This is a genomic window from Intrasporangium mesophilum (genome assembly GCF_054783095.1).
In genome coordinates this window covers 29,182-42,476 of sequence record NZ_BAAGRF010000058.1, presented here as the reverse complement: position 1 = coordinate 42,476, position 13,295 = coordinate 29,182, and the positions used below count along the sequence as shown (strand labels likewise).

General features: G+C 69.8%; 14 protein-coding genes. 10 read left to right on the top strand and 4 right to left on the bottom strand.

Annotated features, from left to right (window positions below; all coding sequences use genetic code 11):
• The first annotated feature begins 70 nt into the window (after window positions 1–70).
• From ACYVLP_RS25390 to ACYVLP_RS25375, 4 genes are all read left to right on the top strand, one after another.
• Window positions 71–1,006, top strand: a complete 936-nt coding sequence (locus ACYVLP_RS25390) for a F0F1 ATP synthase subunit gamma (RefSeq protein WP_460630065.1) — start codon at window positions 71–73, stop codon at window positions 1,004–1,006.
• Window positions 1,007–1,033: 27 nt separating this feature from the next.
• Entirely contained in the window at window positions 1,034–2,491 is a 1,458-nt protein-coding gene (gene atpD, locus ACYVLP_RS25385; protein WP_460630064.1) for a F0F1 ATP synthase subunit beta, read from the top strand.
• Between the two features lie 22 nt (window positions 2,492–2,513).
• Window positions 2,514–4,214: a hypothetical protein gene (locus tag ACYVLP_RS25380; RefSeq protein WP_460630063.1), complete on the top strand. Its 1,701-nt coding sequence runs from the start codon at window positions 2,514–2,516 to the stop codon at window positions 4,212–4,214.
• Between the two features lie 313 nt (window positions 4,215–4,527).
• A complete protein-coding gene (locus ACYVLP_RS25375; protein ID WP_460630365.1) occupies window positions 4,528–5,868 on the top strand; it encodes an NAD(P)/FAD-dependent oxidoreductase in 1,341 nt (446 codons plus the stop codon).
• 81 nt (window positions 5,869–5,949) lie between these two features.
• On the opposite strand, the gene ACYVLP_RS25370 is transcribed toward ACYVLP_RS25375, so the two are convergent.
• Window positions 5,950–6,387, bottom strand: a complete 438-nt coding sequence (locus ACYVLP_RS25370) for a DUF6918 family protein (protein WP_460630062.1) — start codon at window positions 6,385–6,387, stop codon at window positions 5,950–5,952.
• 146 nt (window positions 6,388–6,533) lie between these two features.
• Between ACYVLP_RS25370 and ACYVLP_RS25365 the strand changes: the two genes are divergently transcribed.
• Window positions 6,534–6,815, top strand: coding sequence for a F0F1 ATP synthase subunit epsilon (locus tag ACYVLP_RS25365; RefSeq protein ID WP_460630061.1), 282 nt, complete (start codon window positions 6,534–6,536; stop codon window positions 6,813–6,815).
• A 10-nt stretch (window positions 6,816–6,825) separates the two neighbouring features.
• Window positions 6,826–7,263, top strand: coding sequence for a DUF2550 domain-containing protein (locus ACYVLP_RS25360; RefSeq protein ID WP_460630060.1), 438 nt, complete (start codon window positions 6,826–6,828; stop codon window positions 7,261–7,263).
• Here the strand turns inward: ACYVLP_RS25360 and ACYVLP_RS25355 are convergent, their stop codons facing one another.
• A complete protein-coding gene (locus ACYVLP_RS25355; RefSeq protein ID WP_460630059.1) occupies window positions 7,264–7,905 on the bottom strand; it encodes a cob(I)yrinic acid a,c-diamide adenosyltransferase in 642 nt (213 codons plus the stop codon). It abuts the gene before it with no gap.
• A gap of 264 nt (window positions 7,906–8,169) precedes the next feature.
• On the opposite strand from ACYVLP_RS25355, the gene murA reads away from it, so the two are divergent.
• A complete protein-coding gene (gene murA, locus ACYVLP_RS25350; protein ID WP_460630058.1) occupies window positions 8,170–9,453 on the top strand; it encodes a UDP-N-acetylglucosamine 1-carboxyvinyltransferase in 1,284 nt (427 codons plus the stop codon).
• A gap of 70 nt (window positions 9,454–9,523) precedes the next feature.
• Here the strand turns inward: murA and ACYVLP_RS25345 are convergent, their stop codons facing one another.
• Window positions 9,524–9,775, bottom strand: a complete 252-nt coding sequence (locus tag ACYVLP_RS25345) for a hypothetical protein (protein ID WP_460630057.1) — start codon at window positions 9,773–9,775, stop codon at window positions 9,524–9,526.
• 3 nt (window positions 9,776–9,778) lie between these two features.
• Between ACYVLP_RS25345 and ACYVLP_RS25340 the strand changes: the two genes are divergently transcribed.
• The 3 genes from ACYVLP_RS25340 to ACYVLP_RS25330 all read left to right on the top strand — a co-directional run bounded on the left by ACYVLP_RS25340 (window position 9,779) and on the right by ACYVLP_RS25330 (window position 12,528).
• Window positions 9,779–10,012 carry an STAS domain-containing protein gene (locus ACYVLP_RS25340; protein ID WP_460630056.1) on the top strand — a complete coding sequence of 78 codons (234 nt, stop codon included), beginning with the start codon at window positions 9,779–9,781 and terminating at the stop codon, window positions 10,010–10,012.
• A 118-nt stretch (window positions 10,013–10,130) separates the two neighbouring features.
• Complete coding sequence (locus ACYVLP_RS25335) at window positions 10,131–12,149, top strand: protein meaA (RefSeq protein WP_460630364.1); 2,019 nt, start codon at window positions 10,131–10,133, stop codon at window positions 12,147–12,149.
• Between the two features lie 34 nt (window positions 12,150–12,183).
• Entirely contained in the window at window positions 12,184–12,528 is a 345-nt protein-coding gene (locus ACYVLP_RS25330) for a hypothetical protein (RefSeq protein ID WP_460630055.1), read from the top strand.
• A 44-nt stretch (window positions 12,529–12,572) separates the two neighbouring features.
• Here ACYVLP_RS25330 and nucS read toward each other — a convergent pair whose 3' ends face one another.
• Entirely contained in the window at window positions 12,573–13,268 is a 696-nt protein-coding gene (gene nucS / locus ACYVLP_RS25325; protein ID WP_460630054.1) for an endonuclease NucS, read from the bottom strand.
• Between the last annotated feature and the right edge of the window lie 27 nt (window positions 13,269–13,295).

Genomic DNA, 13,295 nt, shown 5'->3' with positions numbered 1-13,295 from the left:
GCCCAGCGGCATACCGGCCGACCACCACGAACGCACGACCAGACTTTCGAGACACAGAGAGGCGGAGCACATGGGAGCGCAGATGCGGATCTACCGCCAGCGCATCAAGTCCGTCCGGTCCATCCAGAAGATCACCAACGCCATGGAGCTGATCGCGGCGGCTCGCGTCGTCAAGGCCCGCCAGAAGGCGGCCGAGGCGATGCCGTACACCACCGCGCTGACGCGTGCCGTCTCGGCCGTGGCCTCGAACACCAACGAGGACCACCCGCTGACGACGGCCAAGGAGACCTCGAAGCGGGCCGGCGTGGTCATCATCACAGCGGACCGCGGCCTCGCCGGTGCCTACTCCGTGTCGGCGATCCGGGAGAGCGCGGAGCTCGTTGCGCGCCTCACCGCCGAGGGCAAGGAAGTCGTCCCGTACCTCGTCGGTCGCAAGGCGATCAGCTACTACAAGTTCCGCAAGCGGCCGTATGCCGCCGAGTGGGAGGGCTTCTCGGACGCGCCGACGTTCGAGAACGCCAAGGAGATCTCCGACCGGATCGTCGCCGACTTCCTCAAGGACTTCGACGAGGGTGGCAACGACGAGCTCCACCTCGTGTACACCCAGTTCCGCTCGATGGTCCGCCAGGAGCCTCACGTCCTGCGCCTGCTGCCGCTCGAGGTGGTCGACGCCGACGACGTGGGCGAGGAGGAGATCGACCTCACGGTCAACACCTACGAGGACGGGCAGATCCCGCCCGAGTACTCCTTCGAGCCGAGTGTGTCCGAGGTCCTGGACCTGCTCCTGCCGAAGTACGTGCGCAACCGCGTCTTCACCGCGCTGCTCAGCTCGGCCGCCTCCGAGCTCGCCGCCCGCCAGCGGGCGATGAAGTCGGCCACCGACAACGCGGGCGAGCTGATCAAGAAGTACGAGCGGCTCGCGAACCAGGCCCGCCAGGCGGGCATCACCCAAGAGATCAGCGAAATCGTGGGCGGCGCGAACGCCCTCGCCGACGCACAGAAGTAACCCGCCCCAGGTAAGGAACCAACCACCATGACCGCAACTGTCAGCGACACTGCGACGGCCCCGGCCGCGGGCGGCGTCGGACGCATCTCTCGAATCATCGGCCCCGTCGTCGACGTGGAGTTTCCGCCAGACGCGATGCCCGAGCAGTACAACCTGCTCACCACCGAGGTGACCCTCGGCGGCGAGACCAAGAACCTCAACCTCGAGGTCGCCCAGCACATCGGCGACAACATGGTCCGCGCGATCTCGCTGCAGCCGACCGACGGCCTCGTGCGCGGCTCGGCGGTGGCGGACACCGGCGGTCCGATCTCGGTGCCCGTGGGCGACGTGACCCTCGGCAAGGTGTTCAACACGACCGGAGAGTGCCTCAACCTCGAGGAGGGCCAGAAGCTCGAGGTCACCGAGCGGTGGGGCATCCACCGCAAGGCTCCCGACTTCGACCAGCTCGAGAGCAAGACCACGATGTTCGAGACGGGCATCAAGGTCATCGACCTGCTGACCCCGTACGTCCAGGGTGGCAAGATCGGCCTCTTCGGCGGCGCCGGTGTGGGCAAGACGGTGCTCATCCAGGAGATGATCGCCCGGGTGGCTCGCGACCACGGTGGTGTGTCGGTGTTCGCCGGCGTCGGCGAGCGCACCCGTGAGGGCAACGACCTTATGGTAGAGATGGAGGAGGCCGGCGTCCTCGGCCAGACCGCCCTCGTCTTCGGCCAGATGGACGAGCCGCCGGGCACGCGTCTGCGCGTGGCCCTGTCGGCGCTGACGATGGCCGAGTACTTCCGCGACGTGCAGAAGCAGGACGTGCTGCTGTTCATCGACAACATCTTCCGCTTCACCCAGGCCGGCTCCGAGGTCTCGACGCTGCTCGGACGTATGCCGTCCGCCGTGGGCTACCAGCCCACCCTCGCCGACGAGATGGGCGTGCTCCAGGAGCGCATCACCTCGACGCGTGGTCACTCGATCACCTCGATGCAGGCGATCTACGTACCGGCAGACGACTACACCGACCCGGCGCCGGCGACGACGTTCGCGCACCTCGACGCGACCACCGAGCTGTCCCGTGACATCGCCTCGATGGGTATCTACCCGGCCGTGGACCCCCTGACCTCGACGTCGCGCATCCTCGACCCGCGGTACATCGCGCAGGACCACTACAACACCGCGGTGCGCATCAAGTCGATCCTCCAGCGCAACAAGGAGCTGCAGGACATCATCGCGATCCTCGGTATCGACGAGCTCTCGGAAGAGGACAAGATCCTCGTCAACCGCGCTCGCCGGATCCAGCGGTTCCTGTCCCAGAACACCTACGTGGCCAAGCAGTTCACCGGCATCGAAGGCTCGACCGTGCCGCTGTCCGACACGGTGGAGGCGTTCACGAAGATCGCCGACGGCGACTACGACCACATCGCTGAGCAGGCCTTCTTCATGTGCGGTGGCCTCGACGACGTCGAGCGCCAGTGGGCGGAGATCCAGAAGAACCTCTGACAATGGGACTCACGGCTTCGTGATGTCAACAGCCACCCGATGGCGGGGAGGCGCCCGGTGGCGCCTCCCCGCTTCTCGTGTATGGGCACCGGCCTTCGCGTTGGTGCTCGGCATCGCCGCCATCCTGCGTGCCCGTTACGGCGTCGACTTCGGTGACAGCGCACACGCCGTCGAGCTCGCCATGCGGATGGCCCAGGGAGATCTGCCCTTCCGCGACGAGATGAACCTGCAGGTCCTCGGGTCGTGGCCGGCGGTGCCCTTCGTCTGGGCCTGGGTCCATGTCGTCGGGCTGGACGGCATCGTCCTGGCCTCGCGGATCTGGTACATCGTCTTCTCCGCCCTGTGCGGCCTCGTCGCCTGGCGCGCTGTGTCGCCGCTGTTCGGTCGGGGCACAACGGCCGCGGCGCTGGGTGTCGCACTCATCCCAGCGGCATACAACCAGCAGGTCGTGTCGTACAACACGACACCGGCGCTGATGTACCTCGTCGCCGCGTGTGCCAGCACGGCCGCGGTCACCCGACGGTCGCTCGCCTGGGGCGTGGTGGCTGGTGCTGCGGTCGCCCTGGGTGCGCTGAGCCATCCCGTCAGTGCGCCCGCGGCAGTCGCGCTGCTGCTCGTCGTGCTCGTCCAGGCGCGAGGCCGGGGGCTCGTCGGCGTGCTGGTGGGGGCCGCCACAGTGGCCGCGGTCGTGGCGGCTCTCGCCCTCTTCTTCTGGGGCTGGTCGTCGATCACGAACACGTTGAGCTACACCGAGCTCTACCAGTCGTCGCGCACCTCGCTCAGCGGCAGACTGGCCAACTTCGTCCTCTTCTATCGCACCGCCCTGCCCTCTGGCTGGTTCTATGCCGCCCTTGTCCTGGCCGTGCTCGCCGCAGTGCCGCCGCTGCGCCGCATCAGAGCGGTCCTGCTCGCCGGCGCGGTCGTCGCGACCGGCATACTCGCGCTGCGGCAGGGGGCGACGACGCCGAGCTACACGGTGTACGGCTGGTACTCCTCGGTGCTCGGGCTGGTACTTGTCGTCGTGCTGCTGCCGGTGACCGTGGTCTGCGCGGTGCGCCGCGGCTCGCCCCTGATGCGGCTGGTGCTCATCGGTCTCGCGTCGTACGTCGGGGTGCCCTTCATCGCCGCGTTCACCTCCGGGGCGCCGGCATGGGGTGCGAGCGCCGCGGTCCTCGCGCCCAGCCTCTTCGTCTCGGTCCTCGCCGCTCTGATCTGGGTCGAGGCCGGCGGGAGGGTGGCGAAGGCGGTGGTCGCCGCCGCGCTCGTCGCAGCCCTGGGGACTGCCCACGCGCTCAACAGCTACCGCGACGCCCCTCTCGGCGACCTCGCGGCGACCGTCCCGAGCGGGTCGTATGCCGGCCTGGTGACGACCGAGTCGCGGCTGGACTCGGCGCTGCAGGACGCGGCGGCTGTCGAGCGCTGCGCGGCGCCAGGGGACGGCATGCTGGCCTATCTGTTCCCCAGCGCCTTCCTGCTGCAGGACGTCCGCTTCGACACCCCGATCATCTGGACGGTGGCCGGCTCGTCGAGCAAGCCGGTGATGCGGTGGTTCGACCGGAGGGGCCGCGTGCCCGAGTGCGTCGTGGCCGATCGCGAGTCCTGGGAGAAGTTCGGCCGCAACCGGGGCAAGCACCAGCGCGACCCGTTGCGTGACTGGATCACCGCCAACTACCGGCCCGTGTCCCAGACGGACGACATCGTCGTGCTGCAGCGTGGCGCCTGATCGCCGACTACCGAGGAGGACCGAAGGACGACCGAAAGGACGACCGAAAGGACGACCGAAGGACAGCGCAAGGACGCGACTGAGACGACTGTGACGGCACCGGGGGCATGGCCACGAGCTGCTCGTTGTTGACGCCAGTGGGAGCCGCGTCATCGCCGACCAGCCCGACCGCAACTCACCGGACCATCACACGAGGACAAGGAGAATCGTGAGCCCGTCCACCCCGCAGGCCCGCCAACACCCCGCTGCCACCGCGCCCGCCGCGCCCGCTGCGCCCCCCGAGGAGCAGCGGCAGCGCCACCGCGTCGTCGTCATCGGATCCGGCTTCGGCGGCCTGTTCAGCACGCAGAAGCTGAAGCGAGCGGACGTCGACGTGACGCTCATCGCCCGCACGACGCACCACCTGTTCCAGCCGCTGCTCTACCAGGTTGCGACCGGCATCCTGTCCGAGGGCGAGATCGCGCCGGCGACCCGGGAGGTGCTGCGACGCCAGTCGAACGCCAAGGTGCTCCTCGGCGAGGTGACCCAGATCGACCTGGCCGCACGCACCGTGACCCACCATGTCGTCGGCCGCGAGACCGTGACGCCCTACGACTCGCTCATCGTCGCCGCCGGGGCGGGCCAGTCCTACTTCGGCCATGACGAGTTCTCCCGGCACGCGCCGGGCATGAAGTCGATCGACGACGCGCTGGAGCTCCGCGGCCGGATCTTCGGCTCGTTCGAGCTGGCCGAGCTGGCCTCGACGCCGGCGGAGATCGAGCGCCTGATGACCTTCGTCGTCGTCGGCGCCGGCGCGACCGGCGTCGAGATGGCCGGCCAGATCGCCGAGCTCGCCAACCGCACGCTGCGTCGCGACTTCCGGCGGATCGACCCGTCCAAGGCCCGCGTCATCCTGCTCGACGCGGCCCCGGCGGTGCTCGGCTCGTTCGGCGAGAAGCTCGGTGACCGCGCGGTCAAGCGACTCACCACGATGGGCGTGGAGGTCCGGCTCGGCGCCAAGGTCGTGGACGTCGACTCGACGGGCATCGAGGTCGAGCACTCTGACGGCAGCCGCGAGCGCATCGAGTCGGTCTGCAAGGTCTGGGCCGCCGGCGTCAGCGCCTCGCCCCTCGGGCAGCAGCTCGCGGAGCAGTCGGGCGCCACCCTCGACCGCGCGGGTCGCATCCAGGTCAACAACGACCTCACGCTGCCAGGCCATCCCGAGGTCTTCGTCGTCGGCGACATGATGGCGCTGGACCACCTTCCCGGCGTCGCCCAGGTCGCGATCCAGGGTGGCCGGTATGCCGCGGAGCAGATCACCCGCCGCCTGGAGGGCAAGGCTGCCAAGGGCCCCTTCGAGTACGTCGATAAGGGCTCGATGGCCACGATCTCGCGATTCTCGGCCGTCGCGTCCGTGGGCAAGGCTCAGTTCAGCGGGTTCTTCGCCTGGATCCTGTGGCTGGCCGTGCACCTGGTCTACATCATCGGCTTCAAGCACCGCGTGACGACGTTGCTCCACTGGGTCGTGACGTTCGTCGGTCGCGGGCGGTCCGAGCGGGTGGTGACCGAGCAACAGGTGTTCGCGCGCCAGGCGATCGCCGATCTCGGCAGCGAGTTCTCACCCGAGCTGCCGCGACTGGCCAAGGACCGGCCGCGCGAGCAGGGCGACGACTGAGCGCTGGCGACCGGTACCGCGACTGGGGCCGGGGCCGCTCGGCCCCGGCCCCAGTCGGCACGGTGATGCGTGGTCAAGCGGTCAGGCGACGAGGCCCTCGACGGCGTCGCCAAGGCGGGGGAGTGCCGCCACGACGTGGTCCTTGGCCTTGCCGCGCAGCGTGCCGTAGACCTTGGCCGCGGCCCCGTGCGAGGTGTTGGCGGCCTTCGTGTCGGTCACGGCGAGCAGCGCGTCAGCGACAACGTCGGGCTGCGATGCCAGGTAGGCGCCGAAGCTCTGGTCGCCCTTGGTGGCCCAGAACGGGTCGAGGGCCGTGGCGAACTGGGGCAGGAGGCGGTCGGTCGCGCTCGACACGAAGTCGCCGCCGAGCTTCTTCGCGGCTGCGTAGCCGGCCTTGACGGCGGCTCCGCCGAGGCCGGACTTGTCGGAGACCTCGGCGTCGATGACGCCGGTCAGGGCGTTGACAGCGGCCGGGCGACGGGTCGGCTCGAGCAGGGCGTCGGACACAGCAGTGCTCATGTGCATGGCTCCTCGGGGAAGGGTCAGGAGGGGAGGACTGACGAATGATGTTCGGACAGCACGAAGGTGGCCGGGGCCACCTCGCGTACGGAGCATCCTTGCAGAGGCACTAAACTGACCGGCACACGCCCACGACTGGAGGAAACGTGAGTTCACTCAAGGTTGAGATGGTCGCCGCCGACCGCAAGGTCTGGGAGGGCGAGGCCAAGTTCGTTCGGGCCCGCTCCATCTCGGGTGAGCTCGGCATCCTGCCCGGACATGCACCACTGCTCGGGATTCTCGTCGAGGGCGAGGTGGCCATCGAGTCCCTCGAGGGCGGGCGCAGCACCGTGATGGTCGACGGTGGGTTCTTGTCGGTCGACTCCGACGTCGTGACCATCGTCGCCGAGCACGTCGACGCCTCATCACTGCAGACGACGAACATCTGAGGTCGAAAGCGTGCCGTCCGTTCTCGTCTCCACCGAGATCGTGATCGGCACGCTCCTGGTCATTGCGGTCGTCGTGCTCGCGACGACCTACCTGCGACGTCGCTACATCGCCGGTGGACTCCCCCTGACGCTGTGTGGCTTCCGGCGCCGCGCCGGTGCCCGCTGGCGGCTCGGCTTGATCCGCCTCGGTGACAACGCCCTCGAGTGGTACACACTCGGGGGCGTCTCCCTGCGCCCGAAGCACCGCTGGCAGCGCCAGCGGCTCCTGCTCGACGCACCCAAGCCGCTCGCCGCGCACGAGACCCTCCCGCTGCTTCCCGACGCGAGCCTGGTCACGTGCAGCGACGGCACCCGCGAGTTCGAGCTCGCGCTCCAGGGGCCGGACTACACCGCCTTGCGCTCCTGGCAGGAGGCGGCCCCGCCCGGGTACAACGTCAACGTCGCGTGACTAGCCTCTCGTCTCGCGCGAGGGCTTCTCGACCCGACCGCCGCCGGGCTGCCAGAGGATGTCGCCCCCGATCGGCTTGTTCGCGATCCGCGCGAGGATGAAGAGCAGGTCGGACAGGCGGTTGAGGTACTTGGCCGTGAGGACGTTGACCCCACCGACGCCCTTGGCTGAACCGGCCACCCCCGGCTGGTCGCCGTGCGCCTCGATCGCGGCCCACGCGGACCGCTCCGCGCGCCGGGTGACCGTCGTGGCCAGGTGGAGGTATGCCGCTCCGGGTGTGCCTCCCGGGAGGATGAACGACCGCAGCTTCTCGACCTGCGCGAGGTAGTGGTCGCAGTCGCTCTCGAGGTCATCCACCCACGGCTGCTCCACGCGCAGCGGCGGGTAGTCGTACTCCTCGCGCAGCGGCGTGGACAGGTCGGCTCCGACGTCGAAGAGCTCGTTCTGCACGCGCTGGAGCGTCGCCTTCACCCCGTCCGAGAGGCCCCCGCCGGCGATGGCGATCCCGATCGCGGCGTTCGCCTCGTTGGTGTCGGCGTACGCGTGCAGGCGCGTGTCGTTCTTGGTCGTGCGGGAGAAGTCGCCCAGGCTCGTCGTGCCGTCGTCGCCGGTGCGCGTGTAGATGCGCGTGAGGTTGACCATGCGCCCACTCTCTCAGACTGGTCTGGGCTCGCTCCGCTCGCCCGGGTTCGGCGCGCCTCGACGTCACGCCTTCCCTATTGTCTGGGCTCGCTCCGCTCGCCCGTGTTCGGCGCGCCTTCACGTCACGCCTTCCCTCCTCGACTCGCTCGCTGGCGCTCGCATCGCTCGTCAGTCCAGGCGTGACGCGCGCCGAACCCTCGACCCGTTCGCTTCGCTCGTCGGTCCAGGCGTGACGCGCGCCGAACCGCAGCTAGGGTGCAGTGGGTGAGAGAGCGATTCCGTGTCGTCGGTGGCGCGCGACTGGTGGGCGAGGTGTCCGTGGTGGGCGCCAAGAACAGCGCCCTCAAGCTGATGGCGGTCGCGCTGCTCGCCCGTGGTCGCACCACGCTGACCAACGTTCCGGCGATCGCCGACGTGACGATCATGGCCGAGCTGCTGCGCCGGCTCGGCGTCGACGTCGTGCACGACCCGGCTGCAGGCTCCGTCGTCCTCGATGTGCCACAGGCACTTGGCCACCGCGCCGACTACGAGCTCGTCCGGGCCCTGCGCGCGTCGATCTCCGTGCTCGGCCCGCTGGTCGCCCGGGTGGGCGAGGCGGACGTTGCGGTGCCCGGTGGCGACGCGATCGGCTCGCGGGGTCTCGATCTACATGCCGCGGGACTCGAGGCGCTCGGGGCCGAGGTCCATGTGACCCACGGCTATCTCGTCGCCACGGCCCGAAACGGTCTGCACGGTGCCGACATCCGGCTCGACTTCCCCAGCGTCGGCGCGACCGAGAACGTCCTCACGGCCTCGGTGCTCGCGCGAGGCACGACGACGATCGACAACGCGGCGAAGGAGCCCGAGATCGTCGACATCGCGACGATGCTCGTCTCGATGGGGGCGCGGGTCGAGGGCGCGGGCACGTCACGCATCACGGTCCAGGGCGTGGACGCCCTGGGGCCGACGACGCATGCTGTCGTGTCCGACCGGATCGCGGCGGGGACCTGGGCGTTCGCGGCGGCGACCACGCGCGGGGACGTCGAGGTCGTCGGCGGGGTCGCCGAGCACCTGCGTGCGCCGCTCGGCGCCCTGCAGGAGGCCGGCTGCACTGTCGAGGTCACCGAGCGAGGGTTCCGGGTCGCGACCAGTGCTGTCCGACCCCGGGCCTTCGACGTGGCGACGCTTCCCTATCCGGGCTTCCCGACCGACCTCCAGCCGTTCGCGCTGACCTACAACGCCGTCGCCGACGGGTCGGCCATGGTCACCGAGAACCTCTTCGAGGCGCGGTTCCGCACGGTGCAGGAGCTGGCCCGGCTCGGGGCCGAGGCCACGATCGATGGCCACCACGTCATGACGCACGGCGTCCCGCTGCTCTCGGGCGCGCCCGTCGAGAGCAGTGACATCCGCTCTGGAGCGGCGCTCGTCATCGCCGGTCTCGTGGCGGAGGGCGACACCCTGGTCAGCGGCGTCCATCACATCGACCGCGGCTACCCGCGCTTCGAGCAGGCGCTGCGCGACCTGGGTGCGCAGGTCACGCGCGAGCCCGACGACGCGCCCTACGAGTAGCGCTCTAGGACCCGCTCCGAGGGTCGGCCGGCAGCACGCGAAGCGGACGGCATACCCCCTCGGGGTTCTGTCAGTGCGTTCGAGGCAACTTTTCAGCGTTGATTCGTATTTTCTTGACCTTTTCTTGACTCCGAGGGGCAACGTTTTTGGACAAACAGGCGTCATCATGAGTGACGGCACAGCGTTGGAAGGGGTCACCATGACGCTGAACACCCACCGAAGGGGTCCGGTGAGAGTTGTTGATGCGCCCGATGGGCACGACGTCATCATCGAGGGTCGCCTCGATTTCCATACTGTTCCTGACATACGCGACGCCATCCATGCCGTGATTCTGCGCGGTCCTGGCGAGATCCGCCTGCACCTGAGCGACGCCGAGATCGGCGACGCCACGGGGCTCGGGGTCATCGTGCACCTGCACCGCCGGGCCACCCGTGCGGACCGGCGCCTGACGCTCGTCGACGCGAGCCCGCGGACGACGCGTCTGCTGCGTGGGTGCCGGCTCGACCGGATCCTGGCCCCGCGCCACCCGGTCGCCACTGTGGCGCCTCTCACCGCCTGAGCCGCTCCCCAGCGCCAGGGGTCGGCGCTACCGTCGAGCCATGCCTTCGACGGAGACTGCGCCGCCCGCGTCCGACAGCGACGTGCCGCCGGTGCGCGCGCCGGACCGGCCCTGGGTCATGCGGACCTACGCGGGTCACTCGAGTGCGTCGGCGAGCAACGCGCTCTACCGCCGCAACCTCGCCAAGGGCCAGACCGGACTGTCGGTGGCGTTCGACCTGCCGACCCAGACCGGGTACGACCCCGACCACCCGCTCGCTCGGGGTGAGGTCGGCAAGGTCGGCGTCCCGATCAGCCACATCGGCGACATGGAGGCGCTCTTCGAGGCGATCCCGCTCCGCGAGATGAACACGTCGATGACGATCAACGCCACGGCGATGTGGCTGCTCGCGCTGTACCAGGTCACGGCCGAGCGTCAGGCGCGCGCGGCAGGCCAGGACCCGGCCGCGTGGGTGCACGAGCTCTCCGGCACGACGCAGAACGACATCATCAAGGAGTACCTCTCCCGAGGGACGTACGTCTTCCCGCCCGGCCCGTCACTGCGGCTGATCACCGACATGGTCGCCTACACGGTGCGCGAGATCCCCAGGTGGAACCCGATCAACATCTGCAGCTACCACCTCCAGGAGGCCGGGGCGACGCCCGTCCAGGAGATCGCGTTCTCCATGTCGACCGCGATCGCTGTCCTCGACGCCGTGCGGGACTCGGGCCAGGTGCCCACGGGCGAGTTCGCCGATGTTGTGGCCCGCATCTCGTTCTTCGTCAACGCGGGCGTGCGGTTCGTCGAGGAGATGTGCAAGATGCGCGCCTTCGTCGAGATCTGGGACGAGCTGACGCGCGAGCGTTACGGCGTGACGGACGCGAAGGCACGCCGGTTCAGGTACGGCGTCCAGGTCAACAGCCTCGGCCTCACCGAGGCACAGCCCGAGAACAACGTCCAGCGCATCGTGCTCGAGATGCTCGCGGTGACCCTGAGCAAGGACGCGCGGGCCCGCGCCATCCAGCTGCCCGCCTGGAACGAGGCGCTGGGCCTGCCGCGGCCCTGGGACCAGCAGTGGTCGCTGCGGATGCAGCAGGTGCTCGCCTTCGAGTCCGACCTGCTCGAGTACGACGACCTGTTCACCGGGTCGGTGGTCGTCGAGGCCAAGGTCGCCCAGCTGGTCGCCGGCGCCACGGCCGAGATCGCACGGATCGACGCGATGGGCGGTGCGGTTGCCGCGGTCGAGTCGGGCTACATGAAGTCCGCGCTCGTGGCCTCCCATGCCGAGCGCAGGCGGCGCATCGAGGCGGGTGCGGACGTCATCGTCGGCCTCAACCGGTTCGAGACGACCGAGCCCAACCCGCTCACGGCTGACCTCGACACCGCGATCCAGACCGTCGACCCGTCGGTCGAGCAGGCGGCGGCCGGGGCTGTCCGCGCGTGGCGTGAGGGCCGGGACGCCGATCCCGGCCGCAAGGCGCAGGCGGCCGTTGCCCTCGAGCGGCTCCGGGTCGATGCGGCATCAGGTGCGAACCTCATGGCCGCCTCGCTCCAGTGCGCCCGAGCCGACGTGACGACGGGGGAGTGGGCGCAGGCACTGCGTGCAGAGTTCGGCGAGTACCGCGCCCCGACCGGCGTCTCCGGCTCCGTCGGCCTGTCCCCGGCGGAGGCGGGCGGGGCCCTGGCCAACGTCCGCGCGGCGGTCGCCCGCACGAGCGAGGAGCTCGGGGAGAAGCTGCGCATCCTCGTCGGCAAGCCTGGGCTCGACGGCCACAGCAACGGTGCGGAGCAGGTGGCGGTCCGCGCTCGCGATGCCGGGTTCGAGGTCGTCTACCAGGGCATCCGCCTCACGCCCGAGCAGATCGTCGCCGCGGCCGTCGCCGAGGACGTCCACCTCGTCGGGCTCTCGATCCTCAGCGGCTCGCACATGGAGCTCGTGCCGGAGGTCCTGTGCGGACTCGAGGCGGCCGGGGCCGGCGACGTGCCGGTCATCGTGGGCGGCATCATCCCCGAGTCCGACGCCGCGGCGCTGCGGGCGGCGGGGGTCGCGATGGTCTTCACCCCCAAGGACTTCGGCCTCAACGACATCATGGGGGAGATGGTCGGTGTGATCCGCACCGCTCGCGGGCTCGCGCCACTCGAGGTCGTCCGCAGCTGACCACCGGGGGACCGGGACGGCATACAGTCGACGCGTGAGCGATCTGCAGTGTGCGGCCCGGCTCATCGTCCTGACGCCCGCGGGGCTCGGCGACGTGGCGTGGCTCGCGTCCTCGATCCACCTCGAGCGGGTGCAGGCGGTGTATGCCGCCGACGACGTCCCCGACACCGGGCCTGCCGAGACCTTGGCCGAGGACCTCGGTGTGCCGGCGCACCTGGGCCACGGCGACCTGTCGGACGCATCACAGGGCCTGCAGGAGGTCGTCGACCGTCACCGGGGCGAGACCGTGGTCATCGTCCGCGGAGGTGACGAGCCGGACCCGGTGCTCATGCTGGTCGACGCCGACGGGGTGCGCACCGAGGCGCTCGACCTCGAGTAGCTCGCAGGAGCGTGCAGTAGGTCAGCAGCAGGGCCAGCAACAGGTCAGAAGAGCCGCGAGCCGATGTCGTCGAGCCCGCGCAGGGCGTCGTAGTCGAGCACCACGCACCGGATGCCGCGGTCCTCGGCGAGGGTCCGCGCCTGCGGCTTGATCTCCTGGGCGGCGAAGACGCCGGTCACCGGCGTGAGGTGCGGGTCGCGGTTCATCAGCTCGAGGTAACGGGTGAGCTGCTCCACACCGTCGATCTCGCCACGCCGCTTGATCTCGACCGCGATGCTCGCGCCCGAGGCGTCGCGGGCCAGGATGTCGACCGGACCGATCGCAGTCATGTACTCGCGGCGGACGAGCGAGTAGCCCTCGCCGAGGGTGTGGATGTGCTCTGCGAGGAGCTTCTGCAGGTGGGCCTCCACGCCGTCTTTGACCAGGCCGGGGTCGACGCCGAGCTCGTGCGCACTGTCGTGCAGGACCTCGTGGATGAGCACCGTCAGCCGGTCGTCGGACTTGGCGTGCTGAACGCGCCACACCGCGACGGCACCCTCGTGCGCCTGCTCCTCGTCGGGCTCGGTCTCGGCCATCGAGCAGGGCGGGGACATCCAGTTGAGCGGTTTGTACGACCCGCCGTCGCTGTGCACGAGCACGGACCCGTCGGCCTTGACGACCAGCAGCCGGGTCGCCAGCGGCAGATGGGCGGTGAGGCGGCCGTCGTAGTCGACGCTGCAGCGGGCAATGACGAGTCGCACCGGGCCACCCTAGTCGCACCCTGCGCG

Coding starts and splice junctions, on each gene's coding strand:
- ACYVLP_RS25390 (WP_460630065.1), top strand. CDS start 71: ATGGGAGCGCAGATGCGGATCTACCGCCAGCGCATCAAGTCCGTCCGG.
- atpD (WP_460630064.1), top strand. CDS start 1,034: ATGACCGCAACTGTCAGCGACACTGCGACGGCCCCGGCCGCGGGCGGC.
- ACYVLP_RS25380 (WP_460630063.1), top strand. CDS start 2,514: ATGTCAACAGCCACCCGATGGCGGGGAGGCGCCCGGTGGCGCCTCCCC.
- ACYVLP_RS25370 (WP_460630062.1), bottom strand. CDS start 6,387: ATGAGCACTGCTGTGTCCGACGCCCTGCTCGAGCCGACCCGTCGCCCG.
- ACYVLP_RS25355 (WP_460630059.1), bottom strand. CDS start 7,905: ATGGTCAACCTCACGCGCATCTACACGCGCACCGGCGACGACGGCACG.
- ACYVLP_RS25345 (WP_460630057.1), bottom strand. CDS start 9,775: ATGGATGGCGTCGCGTATGTCAGGAACAGTATGGAAATCGAGGCGACC.
- ACYVLP_RS25335 (WP_460630364.1), top strand. CDS start 10,131: ATGCGGACCTACGCGGGTCACTCGAGTGCGTCGGCGAGCAACGCGCTC.